Here is a 17058-nt window from a genome sequence, read left to right as displayed (position 1 = left end):
GGACAGGTTGGCATAACATACAGCGCGAATGCGCGGGGAAGGGGCCATGTCTGAGTTCGAAGACCGCCAAGCCGAGCTTGCCGCAGCCCACGCCGAGGTCGAAAATCAGGATCGCGCATTGCGATCTGCCCGCGCGGCTTTGGAACGCAGCGGTCGAGCCCGTTGGCTCCAAGGGCGTGGCGGTGAGAACCCGGATGCAGCAGCAGAGCTGGACGCGCGCATTGCCGAGCACGAAGTGGTCGTAGCCGATCGACGGGCGCGCCTTGCCGAGGCGCGTCTGATTGAAAGGGACCTGGTGGCGCAGTTCGCCGCCGTACACCCGCGCGAGCGTATCTCCAATCTGAACGACCGTATTCCCATCTGTCTGGTGCCGTTGCGCATTGAAACGCGATTCAAACCAGCGGATGAGACCGATGGTGACACTGGGCAGCTTTGGGTGCGGGTATACCCCGACGATTTCTCGGTCGACAGTTTCGAAGACACGCCGTCAGATACCGAAGCGCAAAGCGCGCGCGCCTATTGGGCCGGGATTTGGGCAGCAGGGGGTGTCGAAGCACAGGAGCGTGGCGCTTGGGCTGTGATGATGGCCGGGCAGGGCGCTGGGCGATCTCACTGGATCACGCAGGCCTACATGCCGTTGAACGAAGCCGACCGCCCGGATCCGCCTGAAAACGGCGCATGGATCGTCTTGACCATCCCGACCCGCGCTCCGCTGGGCCCTGCCGAGGCCGATGCCCTGCGGACGTATTGGGCCGCAACCTGGACTGCAGGCGAAGACCTTGCTGCGCAAGCCGCTGCGCTGAGCGCGCTGGAGGCCGCAACAAATGCGGCGCGGGCGCAGGAGTTACGCGAAAGCTACATTCCTACCAACCTCGCAGACACTCCGTCCGAGGGCGTGGCCCGTGCGGATGTGCAGGTGCAGGTCGCCTTTCTGCATTTCCCCACCGACGAGGATGCCGGATTGCGGCTGCAGGGCTGGGCCACAACACCACGCGCGCGGCTGTTGCCGGATCGTCTGGTATTCATGGGTCTCAATGATGGCGAAGTGACCGAGGAACACTTGGGCGCACCGATCCAGCCGGATCTGGCGGTGGCCCCGGACCCACAGGCCGAAGAGGATGAACAGATCCGCCCTGATGGTGAAGATCTAAAGGTCGGTGATGAAATGGAATGGCTCACCGACTTTGATAGGGCCGTTTCGGTTGGCATGGGCTTTCGCATCCCGCTGGATCCGGTGGCATTTCGCCGTGGATTCGACAAGGTTCTGATCTTGGGCATTCGCCTGCGCGATGATGCCGAGGAAGGTCGCGCCGGGATGGAAGACCTGATCAGCCGCCATCACCGGTCCAAATCCGGCTTTACGATACTGCCGCAGGGACGGCCCACAAACAACGTGGAAAGCGCTGCCTCGGATTACAACTGGCGCGAAGATCCCGATGTCAGTTTTGATCACTATTTTGGCGCAGCCCCGCCCGACCCCGCAGGTTGGTATGACAAAACCGATGGGCGTTGGTTGGCCGAGATGCTGGGGCTTGACCCGGGGGCGTTGCGCGTGATCCCGCATTACGGGCGCACCGATATCTGCGATGCCAAGGCGATGAATGTGGCGCTGTGGCCTACAACGCTTGGCTATTTCTGTGACACGATGCTGCAACCGGTGCTTGAGGATGCGACGATCCGGCGGCTGCGCGATTTCTTCAACCGGCATGTGTCGGCGCGCGGCAATATCCCAGCGATCCGTATTGGGCGACAACCTTATGGTATCTTGCCGGTCACACCCCGATCACGCCTGCGATGGATGGCGCCGAGGCACCGCGATCCGATTGGTGCGGCCAGTGTGAACACTGGTGCGCTTGGGGGCGATCCATTCCTGCTCCGCCTGTATAGCATGATGCGGCAGTTCGAGGGTGATCTTGAGCCGCTTTTGGATCGCGTGTCTTTCATCGGCAAGCCCGGCACCGCAGACCCACAACAGGTGTTGTTGGATGTTCTGGGGTTGCATCCCGGTTCCGTCGAGTTTCAGCAGCGCTATGCCGAGAGCTTGCAACAACTGTATAACCGGATGCGGTTGAGCGGGGCAGGTGGCGGGTTGCTCGCGCTTGTCATTGCACTGGGATACGCTACCAGTGGGCTGAATTTGCTAAGGGAATACGGCTATGACCCCAGTGCGGAAGACGCCGAAATCCCGTCCATTCTGGAAAAGTACTTCACCCGCGCGCCCAATAATCTGAGCGGGCCGCTGATCGATGATGTGGCGCTGTCGGAAACGGATGCGATCCGCGCCTATACCGATACCGGGCAGAATTATCTGGCTTGGCTGCGTGAGGCGGCGGCGACCTCTCATGACACGCTGCGCAAACAAGAGGGCTTTGCCGATGGGCGGCCCCGCGCGTTGTTGTATCACATGATGCGCCACGCGCTGGACTTAAGCTATGTCGAGACCAGCGTGCAACTGTTCGTCAATGCCGGATTGATGACCTCGATTGAAGCGCGACAAGCCCGGCGTGAGCCGGAATTTATCCAGGTGAGCGAGGCAGCGCTGGCCGATCCCGCGCAAGAGGCGGCAGGCAATTCGCGCTGGGCGCGGTTGTACCAGCGCGAGGCAACGATCACAGGAGTGGCTGATCGGCGCATTGGCGATTTCATCCCGACGGTGATGAACACGATGACGGCCACGGCCTATCTGAGCCGTCAGTTGCGCGCACTGGATCATCTAAGTGGGCGGCCCACCGCCGCATTGGAACGGTGCTTTGCCGAGCATTTGGATTTGTGCACGTACCGATTGGACGCTTGGTATGGCGGGTTGATGAGCGCGCAGCTTGAGCAGATGCGCTATTCGGCGCCTGTTGATCTGGATGGCGACGGACAGACGGACCGGGGCGAAACCGGCGCGCAAACCGGGCTATATGTTGGCGCTTGGGGATATCTTGAAGACGTGCGGCCCGAGTTCAAGAATCTAGAGCCTGTGCGTCTAGACGGTGAGTTGGGGGCAATCTTCAACACACCGGACGCGCCGCCGCTGGCCCGCGATGACAAGAACCAGGGATATATCCACGCGCCATCGTTGAACCATGCGGTGACAGCGGCGGTCCTGCGCAATGGCTATGTATCCAACGCAACCCCGGGCAATCCCGAGAGTCTGGCGGTGAACCTGACATCCGAACGTGTGCGCATGGCGTTGTCGATCATCGAAGGGATGAAGGCCGACCAAAACCTTGCCGCTCTGCTGGGATATCAGTTCGAACGTGGCTTGCACGACCGTCACGATGTCGAGGTGGATGAGTTCATCTACGATCTGCGCAAAGTGTTCCCGCTGGCCGGGGACCGGCTGCGACCGACCCGCTCAGGCAAGGCGATCAGCATTCGCAAGGTCGAGGCGCGCAATGTGATTGATGGGCTGGAATTCGTTGATCACCTGAAAGACGGTGCGCAGGACTACCCATTTGGGCTGGGTGATGATCTGCCTCCAGCAAGCCCGGCGCAAGCCACGGCAATCAGTGATGAGGCAAAACGTCTTCTGGATATTGCCGATGCCGTGGCCGATCTGGCAATGGCCGAAAGTGTGCATCAGGTGGTGCAGGGTAATTACGACAGGGCAGGCGCTGTTCTGAACACCTATTCCAAAGGTAAATTCCCGGCTACGCCCGACGTGATCCGCACGCCGCGCACCGGTGTGAACCTGACGCACCGCGTTGCGCTGCATCTGCAGGTGGGGTTGGATCCGGCCGATGCCGCCCGCATTTCGCCGCGTGCGCGCTGTGAACCGGCTCTCGATGCCTGGCTGGCCGGGGTGCTGCCCGCCGCCGCGCGCGTTGCCTGTGTTGTCGAGTTGATAGGGCCGGATGGTGCATCGCTTGCTGAACACGAGGTCAGTCAGGCCGACCTGGGACTGGCTCCACTGGACATGCCGTACGTGCTCGACCCCGATGATGATCGGGCGGGCAAGGCGCTGGATGACATGATAGAGGCGCATGTGATCCGCACTCATGCCCCGCGCCCGGATGTGGCGATGACGATCCATTATCGCCGCCGTATTGGTACGCTGGCCGGGCATGTGCCGTTCTTTGAATTGACGGCGATGATCAAACCTTTGCGTCGGATGTTGCTTGAATCGCGCCCGCTGCGACCAACCGACATGGCCCTGCAAGACGAGGCAACCGAGACACAGGACGTGAGTGTCTCGCTTGATCCACAACGCATTGCCCTGAACCGAACAGCCATGGCTGCGGCGCGAGACGATCTGGATAGTTTTGCGGTTGCGTTGTCGGCACAAATCGATGCCGACCCGCAGCCCACCGCCCAAATCGTGACACAGATTGATGTCACCGCCGACGATTTCGTGACTGCTATTCTTGCGGCGCAGCCCTTTGCGCAATTGGAGGCCGGAACTGGGGTGATCTATGGCGACCGGGGCCGGATCTTTGCAGGGCTGCAAACCACGCTCACCGACCGGGTGCAGCGCTTGGATGACCGGCTGGCCGAGTTCGACGCGGCGATCGCTGCCTTTGACGGAGATCCCGGCGCGGGCGACAATGCTAAATTCGAAACACTGATCCTGGCCGAGCGGCTGATCGCAGCCACCAACACCGACCCGCAACCCGCCGACCCGGATGCTTATCGCAACGATCTGGTGAACACTGCGCGCCCCGCTTTCGTCGCCGAACGCGACGCGCTGGCGGCGATTGGCCCAGCACAGGACACCGCTTCCGGCCTGCATGACGCCATCGAGGCACGGCTTGCGAACTTGGCGGATTTCGACACCGAGCCGCTGGACCTGAGCGCTCATGTCACCGGCATTGCCACGTTGGCCACCGACATGGCAAGCCGTGCGGCGGGCATGGCCGCTGAAATGACGACGCGCCTGGAAGCGGTGGACGCTTTGATGACCCAAGCGGATTCGCAAACTGATCCACGGCGACAGGTTGAAGACCGGACCAAGGCTGCGCAGGCGATCTTTGGCGACGATTTCCAGATGGTGCCCAGCTTTGCCCTGCCTCCCCTTCAAGGGGCCGAATGGCGCGCAGCCTGGGGGTTGGGGGCTACAGCCGATCGCGCGATCCTGTCCTATCAGGAAACCACGCTGGGCCGACCCTTCCCAGTGGATGATTTCATGACCGGTTTTGCCCGGGTCCGGGACAAAATCGGCGCCTTTGAGACAGTCACCCAATTGACTGAGGCCTTTGGCACCGCCGATCCGGCGCTGCAGCCGCTGCAATTTCCGCACCGGCCCGATCTGCCTTGGTTGGCGCTTGATTATCCGCAGACCTTGCCGGATGGCAGCGATCTGGTGATCGACGAAGACAAGCTGCTTTATACCGCCCACTACGCGGTGCCCTTCGACGAAACGCAAGATCAGGCCGGGTTGTTGCTGGACGAAATGACCGAGACCATACCCAGCCGGACAGAAGATACCGGCCTGACTTTCCACTATGATCGGCCAAACTCTGAGCCGCCACAAAGCCTGTTGCTGGCTCTGCCTGCCGAATTCACCGGGGCGTGGCGGTGGGAAGATCTGGTGGACAGCGTATTGGAAACCATGGACCTGGCGCGCAAACGGGCGATTGAACCGGACCATATCGACACCACTGGCTATGGGCGGTTCCTGCCCGCGGTGATCTCAGCTGTGACCCTCTATCCGCTGACGGCGGCGCTCAACTTTTCGGAAAACAACAATTTTTCTGCCGTCATGGCCAATATTGCGCAAGGAAACAGTGATGAATGATTTCGTTGCCCTTTCGAATATCGAGGCGGTGTTTACCGCCAAACGGACATTGCCGACTGTCACTTTGTGGAACCGTCTGGAAGGGCGGCCGCGCCGGCATGATTTCGACCGTGCGCTTCAGGCCGAAGTTCGCGATGCGCTGTGGATGCTGACCAAGCAATGGCAGATGGGCGAATTCAAAGGCGACGACGCGGGATCACCGGTCACGGCCAAGGTGCATTTTGAAACCTCTCAGCTGACCAAGTACCGTCCGCGCGGCCATGATGCCGAAGCCTTCGATGACGATGTCCCGCTTGAGGCCAAAGTGGAACAGCGCCCGATCCCCTTTGAAGCGGGCGCGCAACCGATGGCAATCGATATCCGTGCCGAAATGGGCCGCCGTTGGCTTAAACTCGTTGACGGGATTGAAGTCGGCTTGCGGCAGAAATTCATCAATGAGTTCGGCTTTGATGAACCTGACCCGTCGGTGGCCGCAGATGCCGCCGTCTGCGCGCATCTGGACAGTTGGCAAGCGGTCTCGGCGCTGGCGGGCCGGGCAATGGACGGCTATGAGCTGCTGCTTTGGTTGCGCACGCCCGGCCAGCATGCGCATGACCGGATTACGCTAGACAATGCGGCGAGTGCCGGACCCATCGAGGATGCCGAGGCGGTGTTCCTTGCCTGGTATGAACGGTTGTTTTATCAGCCTGACGAAGGGGTCGGTGATGCCTGGCAACCACCTAAGCTAGAGTATTCCTTTGATACATCGGCGCCTATTCACGGCGGTGATGAGGCCCATCTAACGGCGGATGAGTATTATCACGGCCATCTGGATTGGTATAATCTGGATTTCGAACCGGGCGGCAACGGGCTTGGTCCGGTTGCGGATGCCCCGGCACCTGCTGATGTTCTGGACGCGACCACGTCGAGCTTCCTGCCCACTCCGATCAGCTTTGAAGGTATGCCGCACACGCGCTGGTGGCGGTTCGAGGACGGCAGCACCAATTTCGGCGACGTGGATCCTGACACGACCGAGATCAACAAGCTTCTGGTGATGGAGTTTGCGCTGGTCTACGCCAATGATTGGTTCATGCTGCCACTGACGATGCCTGCAGGTACCTTGTCCAAGGTGCGCGGGTTGAGCGTGACAAACGTCTTTGGCGAACGATTGTGGATTGAGGCGGCGGGCAAAGGCGATGACGAGGATTGGCAGCGTTGGTCGATGTATAACCTGGCGACGCGCGGCTCGGATGACATTCCGGCTGATACCAGTCTGCTTGTGATCCCTTCGGCACCGAAAATCCACGAAGGCCGCCCGCTAGAGGCCGCGGAGTTGATCCGTGACGAGGTGGCGAACATGGTCTGGGGTATCGAAACTCGGGTGCCGTTGCCGCATGGTCAAAGCCGCTTCGGACGCCGTACCGGACACGAAACCCGGCGCTATTTCAAAAGGTTGGTCGAAGATGGCGGCCCCTTGCCCGCCCCCCCCGATCCGCTGGAAAACGACGCCGCGTGGCGTTACCGCGTGATGACTCGCGTTCCGGAAAACTGGATCCCCTTTGTGCCAGTGCATGTGCCCGGCAGTACCCGCGAAATCCAGCTACGCCGGGCCGCTATGCCCCGCCTGATCGACGGCGATCCAAACCCGCCCGAACCAATCCGTCCGCGCACTGCGTTGCTGCGCCACAATCTGGGCAGTGGCGATCCGTATGATTTGCACGAAGAAGAAGTGCCCCGCGCAGGTGCCAAGATCAGTCAGAGCTTTCAACGCACCAGGTGGTATGGCGGCGAAGTGTTCACCTGGTTGGGCGTGCGCAAACAGACCGGCCGCGGCGAAAAGTCCAGTGGCCTGCGCTTTGATCAGCTGCGGCGCAAGCGTCGCTGAAGCTAAAATTTTATGTAACGAGTGCGCACTTGTTGCAGGTCTGCCGCCTGTCTGCCGAACCCATCACGTCGATAGATCCTCTTTGTAGTAAAACCAAACCTGCGCCAGACCATCAAATTCCAGGTTCATATCTCCGCAAGTTTTCAAGTATTCCATTCATGAAACGCGCACTCAAATTAATCAATTTATCGAATTTTCAATGCGAGCCATTTTCGCTCTACTGGCTTTGGCCTGCAGTTGATCAGCAGTGTGCCATGGTGCACGAAAACCCAATCGAAACGGGATAAATAGACCGCTAAACGGCTATTGTGCAGCCTAGTCTATTGATAAATCCTTGTTTCACTTTGCGCGCGTTGCCGTCATCGAGACAACGACCGGAGAGTGTCCGGCATCGGCAAAAACTATCCAAGCGAAGCTATTTCTCTTTTGTGCAATTTGAACTCGAAGCATTCCGTTGTAGAATGAGTGGTATTATCAAGCAGTTCTGATTTAGACGGAAACCGTCCGAATGCGTCCGCCTGGCCGCTAGAGGTAAAAGACAATGCCTGTCTTCGTCGTTCTTACCGATGCCAATATATCTGATCCGTCATTCTGGGCGGGTCTGGACGTCGGCCCGGACAGTACAATCGACGCGCGCGGTATCAGTGACAATTTCCAGATCACCATAACTGGTAGCTCTATTACTTTTTCCGACACATCCACCGGCACGACCACGACCTACACCGATGCAGATCTAGCCGCGGGATCGTTCAACCAGTTTGTCCAGTATCAAGGCAATGATGCCGACAGTAACGTTAGCGGATCGGTCGGACTGAATGGCAGTGGCTATACCGGTGGCAGCGGTAACGATACCTTTCAGGACGACGGCAGTCTTGGCGGCACTCTGACCGGCGGCGATGGCAATGATACGCTGATCGGCGGCACCGGGAACAACAATATTGACGGTGGCGACGGTGACGATCTGTTGCGTGGTGGTTCAGGGTCGAACAACCTTTCCGGCGGCGAAGGCAATGATGTACTTTTTGGAGAAGACGGTTCCGGGAACCTAGATGGCGGCGAAGGCGACGACATCATTAATGCCGGGCTCAACACGGTTTTCGTCCAGGGCGGAGCGGGAACTGATAGTCTGGTCCTGCCGGCGGGATCGACATTCGTACCGTTCTCGCCCGGCTCAACAGGGGGTAACGTCACCCTGCCCAACGGCAATACTTTCGTCTATGTGAATGTCGAGAATGTCACGGTCGCCTGCTTCACTGACGGTACGCCAATCAGAACACCCAAGGGAGATGTGCTGGTCGAAGACCTTGTCTGCGGCGATCTGGTTGAAACCCTGGATCATGGCCCAAAACCGATCCGGTGGATCGGCAAACGGACTGTTTCCGGTCGCGGCAAGCATGCTCCAATCTGTTTTCTACCGGGCTCAATTGGCAACAATCGGCGGATCCGACTTTCTCCACAACATCGCGTTCTATTGTCCGGTTGGAAATGCGAGCTTTGGCTTCAGGAACCTGAGTTGCTTTCCGCCGCGAAGCATCTGTGCAACGGCGACCGGATATTTCGCGAGCCCTGCGATCAAGTCACCTACACGCACTTCATGTTTGACCAACACGAAATCATCTTCTCTGACGGCGCGCTTCTAGAGAGCTTTTTCGCTGGCGATTACATTACGCAAGAGGAACAGGCAGGTTACGAAGAACTGACCGAAATCTTTCCAGAGCTATTGCACGGAACGAAAGATACGCACACTACAGCTCGACCTGTCATAAAGCGCTTCGAGGCGAGCCTGTTCAGTAGCCCTGAGCTTACGTGATCGAAGCATCGTGATACACACTAGATTGGATTCGTCGCGGATTTGACACTCAGATAACCAACGCCACAGTGCACCAGGCACACGGGCTATTGCAGCCAACCGGGCAATCCTGGCATCGATGTTATGATTGGAACGTAGGTTCCGATCGTCACAAATTCCCCACGTGCCATATTCAGAAGAAGAACAAACAACATGAGAGGGAGATCAGTTCGGGCAGGCTTCGGTTGGAGCCAATTCGTCAAATGATGCGACGACGACGAATTGGCCTCCGCTGTCATCGGTAAGATAGATCGCCTGAGCCATGTGACGACCAGTCGATTTGTTGTAAGCCCTCGGCGGGCTCTAGGCGGCGTCCATGGCCGCAGAGTCAAGGCTAACGTCTTGTTTGCCAGGGCAGTCGGCGGCGTCAGACCTTGATAAGCCGACCGACCAAGACCATTGAGAGCCGGTGCACTAGAGCCGAAAGCCTCCGAAGCCGACTAAGGTCGACCTGCACACCGCGATCGGCCATGATCTCTTCCAATCTCTACACGACACTCCCTGCCGCAAATAGAAGTATACAGCGTGTAACACCGCATCCTTGGCAAAGTGGCAGCCTTTCAAAGAAACCATACGGAGGCCTGTTAGAGAACTATACGCTGAGAACAAACGTCGGAAGCTGCGTGGTCGTCAATCCAGATAAAAAGTTTGCGACACATCCCTTGCGGCGCATCTTTTTTGAGTAATGCCATAGGCTATCTCGGGCGGTCTGGTTCGTGGGGGATGCGCTTAACCAGGGTTTCAATTTCGTTCATTGTTTCTGCCGGCAGAGCACCGAAGGTTAGTGCTCCTGCAATACCATCGATTTGCTTTTCTGTCCGCGCACCCGGGATCGGAACATGCGTTTCAGATTGGCCCCATATCCATCCGAGAGCCCCTTGCACAAGTGTTCTGCCATTTGAGGTCAGCAAGTCTCGAACCGCATCGAGCTCTTGAATGAAGTCAGGGTTTGCCCTGCCATCCTTGTAGTATTCCATCCACTCTTCGCTGGATGCGCGCACGTCATCCGATGCCATGACAGAGTTCTGATCGTACTTTCCGGAAAGCAGACCCATCGCGAGAGGTGAGCGTATAAGGGAGAACAGCCCTTCTTCTTGCACCGCTCTCTGCATGCGAGGCGCATCGAAGAACACGTTCATCACGTATTCAACCGCCTTGAAGTTATCTCTTGATGAAACGGCCGAGGCACTTTTGGAATAGTCGGTGCTCCAGCCGTATGCGCGTATTTTCCCGGCGTCTTTCAACCGATCCATTTCATTGAATACGGCTTCTGCCTTTGCAATTGGCATATCATTTACGTGCAACAGCAAAAGATCGATCCGATCACGTTTCAGCCGCGACAAGCATCCCTCAACGGCGGGAGAAACCTGATCGGGGGAGAAGGGCTCGAATGAGATCTGTTTGCTCGCCTCATCGATTCCCACACCGATCTTTGTGACAACCAAGGCATCGGGTCGACGCTTCAACGCTTTACCCAATAGCCGTTCGGAATGCCCGGCACCGTACGCAGCAGCCGTGTCAAATAGTGTGATCCCGCCATCCAAAGCAGCGTGGATCGTCCGAATGGAAACATCGTCGTCTGACCGGGTATACCCTAGGGATTGTTCGCCCCAATACATCTTGCCGCCGATTGGCCAGCATCCCATACCAAGTGGGTAGATTTCATTTTCGAGAAATTTCATCAGTGGATCTCCTATGTGACCCCTCAGAAAAAACGCCATCTCCATCTTTTCATCAACAACACATAATGTAAGTATCGTTTCATGAATGAACGTGACTTTGACTGGGACAACCTCCGGCTTTTCCTCGCAGTTGCCAGAGCAGGTGGGCTCGGCCCGGCAGCAGAACAAACCGGCAAGAGTGCACCCACACTGGGCCGACGTATGATCGAGCTTGAGCGCAATTTGGGGATCGAGTTGTTTCGGCGCAGACCGCGAGGCTATGACCTGACTAAGGACGGGCAAGCGTTGCTGGAAAAGGTCGCAAGTATCGAGGCGCGTGTCTTGCCTGTCACCGAAAGCAGTCTCGCAACTGCGCCACCCTTGGTTAAGATTTCGGCTGGAACCTGGGTCACACGGGTTTTGGTTGGCGCTGTCGGGAAGCTCTGCGGATCAATACCGGTGCGACTGCGTTTCATTTCCTCTGAAGACGTGCTGAAAATTGGGCACCGGGAAGCAGCGATTGGTATTCGAAACCATCGGCCAGAAGAGATCGGCTTGGCTGGCCGCAAAATCGGGCGGGTCCGGTTTGCCGTCTATGCCGTAGACGAGAGTGTTTCGACATGGGCGCGGGTATTGTCCAATACACCATCCGCAAATTGGTTGCGGGAGCACTCGCAAGGTCACGACGCCATTGAAGTGACCGCGCCGCAAAATGCCCTTGATCTCGCAAATGCGGGAATGGCTCGGGCTGTTCTGCCAACTTTTATCGGAAATGCACAGCGAAGGCTCAAGCCGGTATCGCCTCTGATTGTTGATCTAGAACATGACCAGTGGCTTGTGTCCCACCACGACGACCGATTTCTCCCAGAGGTACGACACGTCATTGATCGCACCCACGCGATACTGATGGAAGCCAGCCAGAACGGGCAATTGGATGCCTGAATTAACTCCGGCACCCAAGGTAGTCGATTCTTATCCCGCCAATGATGACGACCCCTAGCCGCCATCCAGAAAATACTTCCGTTGCAGTCGCAAAAACCGCAAAGCTGATGCTTGGTTTCAAATTCCGCTCGCGGGACTTCTCGTGCTTCTAGGTAGACCATACCGGTCACAACGCGGGGCGCATGACACGCCCCGCACCAGTTTCTAACGACCCCTCGCTTTGCCGGGAATGTCCATCCGTTTGGCCGCACGCGGTGGCGTCTTCACACGCAGGTTGCGCGGCGGCTTGGCTTTGATCGTCTCTAGTTTAGCAGATTTCGGCGTATCCTCCACAGCAGGAAGGGTCCGCCCGAGGGTGGTTTTTGATGGTTTGAAGGGCATGATGCACCTCATGACAAAAGGAAGCTGAAGTCGCGCAGATGCACGACCGTGAACGCCCGCAAGGGGTTAGCGTCGATTGTCCATTGTCAGAGTCCTCCGCAGGAGTGTTTCAATGCGCATTCTGCCATTCCAGGTCAGCGCGTGGCGGGATCAGAAAGTATGCTGGTCCATTGCTAGAATCTCCTTTGCGAATGCTGAGAGAGTCTCAAACTAAGGAGCATCTGTCAAACTTGGACAAAGAACGGGCGCAATTGTTGTCAGATAGTTGGGTGTAGTCCTTTCCGGACGTTGGGCGATGCGATTGCGATGCTGCGGAGCGATCCGTCGAAGCTGCCGCTTGCGGCAACCGCGAGATCGGGCGAGGCGTAACTCAACAGAGCGCGAATACGGCGATCCTTGAGAAATTGATCGACACGTCGATGGAGGATCGAACCAGCCAATGGAGATCTAGGCACCGGGCCCACTTCGTCCACACAACAATTTATGGTACATTATCACCTATTAAATTTATGCAATTAGGTTTGAGTATATGCTTGATGATCTTCGCACATGCCTTTCGCGCCTTTCCGGTGGGGGCTGGCAGCCACTTTTCGCCCATCTAAATCTTGATCCCAATTCTCCGACCTTGCGGGACGATCTGCTAGCGCCAACGCACCTGTCTGCGCTGGAACTGGCGCTGATTGATGGGTTTGGAGATATCGCTCCCGATGCCCGCCGCTTGATCGAGCCGGGCCGTCCGGCACAAAGCATACTGTTTCACGCCCTCACTTCACCAAACGTAGCGCGCGACATTGATGGCAATAGCTTCACCTCTTTTCCAACGCCCGCCGATCTCGATCTGATTGAGAACGTTGTCTTTGGGCTTGTGCCACAATCTCTCGACGCTTTGCTGGCGCGGATCGATGTGGGTCAAAACGTGGCCGTGGTCGTCTTCGCCCGCGAATACCGTCAGGCCGCCAAAACCGTGCATGGCAATCACGCGGATATGGTCTTCTCTCGTACCGGCGTTGCGCGCGTAGGTACGCTCGATCCGCTATGGGACGGCCAAGCGCGCGCCTATCTGCCGCGCGATTCCGCCGATGACACCTTTGCCTTCCGCGCCTTGGCTTGTCGCTATGCCGCCTATCTGTCCGTGCAGTTGAAAGGCGACGACAGCGATTTCGGCCCCTTCAAAATGAACCGAGGGTTGCGACTGGGCCGCCAAGCTGTTCCTGGCGCGGATGAAGACATGGATTTCTGGGTTCCGGTGCATAAGCTGTTCTCTGGCCCGGACTGTTTGGTCGGCAAAGACCTCGATGTGCAGCTTGCGGCCCATCATGTGAATGAAAAGCTCAAGCGCATCCATGAACACAACATGGGCGCTGTCGGGACGATAGGTTTCGAGTCCGGTTTTGAACCGCCAGAAACGGACAGCGAGCCATTCCTCATTGAATCTGACCTCGCTGAGTTCCTGGCAGGACCGGAAGTAGGCCCCGGTGTGCTTTCTCCAATGGCGCGCCCCAGCATGATCGAGCCAACTTTGCGCAATGGTATCCATATTGGTACGCGCGTACCCGCAATGCCTGGCAATGGCTTGGCCCCCAGTTTCAACATCGCGGCCCGTGGGCGCGCACATCCGGCGCCAGAATGGATGCACGTGCGCCACCGCATCCGCAACGACGGAACATTGCAAAACCTCAACGAAAAACGCCGCGTAGCTGAGGTCGTGCAACAGGCGCGTGTAGACGGTGCGCGCAACTATGTGGCGGCGCATTACACAGATTTTGCAGGTGATGGCTGGATCGACGCGCGCATCGGCGGATTAGACGGCGATCTATCGCGGATGGTCCCCGCCTATTCGGTTCTCGCCGCGCCCGATTTTTATCCATACGTAGATCAGTCCGTGCTGCTGGATTGGTGGGAAACACAAGTACCCTCGCGCTTCAGCGCCATCTGGAATCGCGCCCCGTTGACACTGGCCGACCAACGCTCTGCCGCGAACATTACGCTGCGCGCCTATGGTGCCGACATTCGCCCTGAAAACACTACGCCTAGCGCATTGGTAGGGCTTCTGGGGTCTGTTGGCAGCGGGCAATCATTTGGGTCGGCGGAGGAAGTACAACGCGCATCGTACCTTCCTGATGCCGCCGCAGGCATCTATCAACCCGGTTGGGATGTCAGCACTGACGTTACATTTGATCCAGGGTTGGCTGAAAACGTCCTGCACCTTGCCGCCTATGGCCTAGGCAGCCCCTTCCCCGAAGACGCCAAGCTTTGTGCCGCCCTATCCGCATATTGGCCTGGCGTTGCGCCTGACAGCTCTCGCAGCGCTGGTGGCCGCGTCGTTGCGCCGTTGACAGATCGAGAGATTGGGCTCGAAGGCGCACCTGCCTGGGATGGCATTCTGGGTCCACGCCGTATTGAGGCAAACGGCGAAGCTTTCTTTGAGACTGATAATTTCGATCACGTCGACTACATCCCCAACGCACTGAACAACCGCTTTACGATGGTCGAAACGATGAAAGTCTCGCAACAAGACTATCAGTTCCGCATTATGTCCACTGCTCGGATGTATCGCCTGATTGGTGATTTGCACCAGATCGGCGATGACCTACGGCCCGTCTACAACAGCTATAGGATGATGTCCTTTCGCCATGGTCGCGATGGCGACGCCGAGATCCCAGCCGCCGAAGCTGCCACGGGGTTGGTGTTTGACGCCCAAGTTTGCAAGTTCCACATGGTTCTGGTCACTGCGACCGAAGCGCTTAAACAAGACCCCAATGATCCGACGCGTTGGTTGAAACATGAGTTGATTGCGCTCGAACATCGGATTGTTGTCGATGCGCTGAATCAAATCGCCGTTCAAACCGCCGATGGCCCTTGGGAGCCACATCAGCAGCTGTTGGTCTAGGGCGTATTAATGCAGGACGTTTTGATAATAGGTGCTGGCCCCTCTGGGCTGGCAGCTGGTATTGCCCTGCGCCAAGCTGGCGCGCGCGTCACCATATTGGAGCGCGCCCCCCATCCCGCTCGTGGTCCCGGCGAAACGTTTCATCCAGGCATTGAAGCGATCTTTGACCAACTCGGAGTCGGCGATGCATTGCGAGCCCAGTCGCTAGGCCGCCATGCGGGCATTACGATCGAGCATATTGGGGTCAAGACCTTCCAACCATACGGCCAGGGTTGGCGCGGTTTTCAGATTCGTAAACCTCACCTAACCCAGGTGCTGTGCAACCGTTACCTTGCCCTTGGCGGAGAGCTTGTCATGTCCTCCCCTGCGATCAGATATCAAAGAACCGTTGGTATTCACCGGGTGGGGACCGCTAACGCCGAAATTGACGCGCGCTGGCTGATCGATGCAACTGGCATTGGAGGCTGGCTTGACCGCCAGCTGGCAACGCGGATGATCGACCACTCACCGCAAATCTGGTTGCATTTCGGTTATGAAGATACCGCTCCCGAAGACACTCATCCCACATTGCATGTCCGGCCGGATCAGTGGCACTGGCAAGCTCCCTTGGGCGATGGCCAAACCGCCTGGGTTGAGGGTCGCACCACCCGTATCTTCAACACGCGCACAGATGCAAAGATCATGGACGGGACATGGAAAGCCTCTGCCCAACCGGCAGGTGACCACGTCTTCCGGATCGGCGATGCAGCCTGCCGCCTCGACCCTCGCAACGGCCATGGAGTCTTGCGTGCCTTGATGTCGGGGATCATGGCAGCCCACCTGATCCGTGGAGTTGAAGACATCAAACTGCCACCGCATGTGGCTGCGGAAAGCTTTAACCGTTGGCTTCAGATCTGGTTTGAATATGATGCTGAGCAATTGCGACGACTGCAAAAAGCACTTCTTCATCTCTTGAAAACAACGGCCTAAGAGTGCCGAAGCTGTATTTTCAACGCGTTATTGCACCTCTGGCGGTTGCTCACGGTAACTCGAGAGCATTCCAGCTTTTGCTATGTCGGTGCGCCTTAAGATGCCGCATTTTTAGCCCGCATTGCGGACATTCGCAACTGTGCAGTTTCCAACCGTTGATGAGTGTTGTCGCAATGAACTTGTCCGGCGGGCCGATAGATGACTTTCTTCCACGAGCCGAATGATCTCCAACTTATCTGAAGCTGCATACCTCATTCGCGGTCGCCCCCATCCCCGAGCATGCTTTTTTTGAGAAGACGCAGCTCGAGCATCTGTTCTGCAACGACCTCCTTGAGATCCTTGGCCTCGCGCCGCAGTTCCTTCACTTCGTCCGTGGTCGCAGACCGCGCTGTGTCACCCGCAAGCCGCCTTTTGCCCGCTTCCATGAAGTCTTTCGACCATTTGTAATAGATGCCCTGCGATATACCCTCACGACGACACAGCTTGGCAATGCTGTCTTCGCCGGGCAGGCCATCCAGCACGATCCGGATCTTCTCTTCGGATGAATAATGTTTGCGAGTCGCCCGTTTGATATCTTCGACGATCTTCTTGCCAGGGCTTTTCGTTGCTTTTCTCATCGTCCACTCCTCAGTGACTACGATGAGCAACAAACCCTCTCTTAGCAAATTACCCTATTTGGACCCATAAGCGCTGACGTCAGACACATAGGATTCATATTGGCGCGGCGATCCGCTATCAATCGGCCATGTATGACGCACCTAACTTTCTGCCATCTGACCC

General features: G+C 57.5%; 8 protein-coding genes and 2 pseudogenes. 6 read left to right on the top strand and 4 right to left on the bottom strand.

Annotated features, from left to right (window positions below; genetic code table 11):
* Window positions 1–46: 46 nt before the first annotated feature.
* From Q1B21_RS17040 to Q1B21_RS17030, 3 genes are all read left to right on the top strand, one after another.
* Window positions 47–5722: a hypothetical protein gene (locus Q1B21_RS17040; protein ID WP_299891265.1), complete on the top strand. Its 5676-nt coding sequence runs from the start codon at window positions 47–49 to the stop codon at window positions 5720–5722.
* Entirely contained in the window at window positions 5715–7586 is a 1872-nt protein-coding gene (locus tag Q1B21_RS17035) for a hypothetical protein (RefSeq protein WP_299891262.1), read from the top strand. The genes Q1B21_RS17040 and Q1B21_RS17035 overlap by 8 nt, the downstream gene beginning before the upstream one ends.
* A 541-nt stretch (window positions 7587–8127) precedes the next feature.
* On the top strand, window positions 8128–9396 hold the full coding sequence (locus Q1B21_RS17030) for a Hint domain-containing protein (RefSeq protein WP_299891259.1): 1269 nt from the start codon (window positions 8128–8130) through the stop codon (window positions 9394–9396).
* Between the two features lie 466 nt (window positions 9397–9862).
* On the opposite strand, the pseudogene Q1B21_RS17025 reads toward Q1B21_RS17030, so the two are convergent.
* Window positions 9863–10008, bottom strand: a pseudogene (locus Q1B21_RS17025) (IS6 family transposase); the annotation flags it as partial.
* Between the two features lie 122 nt (window positions 10009–10130).
* Window positions 10131–11117, bottom strand: a complete 987-nt coding sequence (locus Q1B21_RS17020; protein WP_299891256.1) for an aldo/keto reductase — start codon at window positions 11115–11117, stop codon at window positions 10131–10133.
* Between the two features lie 81 nt (window positions 11118–11198).
* Here Q1B21_RS17020 and Q1B21_RS17015 point away from each other — a divergent pair, with 81 nt between their 5' ends.
* Complete coding sequence (locus Q1B21_RS17015) at window positions 11199–12038, top strand: LysR family transcriptional regulator (RefSeq protein ID WP_299891251.1); 840 nt, start codon at window positions 11199–11201, stop codon at window positions 12036–12038.
* A 204-nt stretch (window positions 12039–12242) separates the two neighbouring features.
* On the opposite strand, the gene Q1B21_RS17010 is transcribed toward Q1B21_RS17015, so the two are convergent.
* Entirely contained in the window at window positions 12243–12419 is a 177-nt protein-coding gene (locus tag Q1B21_RS17010) for a hypothetical protein (RefSeq protein WP_299891248.1), read from the bottom strand.
* Between the two features lie 529 nt (window positions 12420–12948).
* On the opposite strand from Q1B21_RS17010, the gene Q1B21_RS17005 reads away from it, so the two are divergent.
* Together Q1B21_RS17005 and Q1B21_RS17000 are read left to right on the top strand one after the other, a co-directional pair.
* Entirely contained in the window at window positions 12949–15309 is a 2361-nt protein-coding gene (locus tag Q1B21_RS17005; protein ID WP_299891245.1) for a hypothetical protein, read from the top strand.
* 9 nt (window positions 15310–15318) lie between these two features.
* Entirely contained in the window at window positions 15319–16278 is a 960-nt protein-coding gene (locus Q1B21_RS17000; protein ID WP_299891242.1) for an FAD-dependent monooxygenase, read from the top strand.
* 180 nt (window positions 16279–16458) lie between these two features.
* Here Q1B21_RS17000 and Q1B21_RS16995 read toward each other — a convergent pair.
* Window positions 16459–16895 (bottom strand): annotated as a pseudogene (locus tag Q1B21_RS16995) (transposase); the annotation flags it as partial.
* Window positions 16896–17058: the final 163 nt, after the last annotated feature.

It is taken from the genome of uncultured Ruegeria sp. (assembly GCF_947504215.1).
Classification (GTDB): domain Bacteria; phylum Pseudomonadota; class Alphaproteobacteria; order Rhodobacterales; family Rhodobacteraceae; genus Ruegeria.
This window is presented reverse-complemented; position numbering and strand designations above follow the sequence as displayed.

What these genes read in the sequence shown, in the direction of transcription:
- Q1B21_RS17040 (WP_299891265.1), top strand. Translation starts at nt 47, where the DNA reads ATGTCTGAGTTCGAAGACCGCCAAGCCGAGCTTGCCGCAGCCCACGCC.
- Q1B21_RS17035 (WP_299891262.1), top strand. Translation starts at nt 5,715, where the DNA reads ATGAATGATTTCGTTGCCCTTTCGAATATCGAGGCGGTGTTTACCGCC.
- Q1B21_RS17030 (WP_299891259.1), top strand. Translation starts at nt 8,128, where the DNA reads ATGCCTGTCTTCGTCGTTCTTACCGATGCCAATATATCTGATCCGTCA.
- Q1B21_RS17020 (WP_299891256.1), bottom strand. Translation starts at nt 11,117, where the DNA reads ATGAAATTTCTCGAAAATGAAATCTACCCACTTGGTATGGGATGCTGG.
- Q1B21_RS17015 (WP_299891251.1), top strand. Translation starts at nt 11,199, where the DNA reads ATGAATGAACGTGACTTTGACTGGGACAACCTCCGGCTTTTCCTCGCA.
- Q1B21_RS17010 (WP_299891248.1), bottom strand. Translation starts at nt 12,419, where the DNA reads ATGCCCTTCAAACCATCAAAAACCACCCTCGGGCGGACCCTTCCTGCT.
- Q1B21_RS17005 (WP_299891245.1), top strand. Translation starts at nt 12,949, where the DNA reads ATGCTTGATGATCTTCGCACATGCCTTTCGCGCCTTTCCGGTGGGGGC.
- Q1B21_RS17000 (WP_299891242.1), top strand. Translation starts at nt 15,319, where the DNA reads ATGCAGGACGTTTTGATAATAGGTGCTGGCCCCTCTGGGCTGGCAGCT.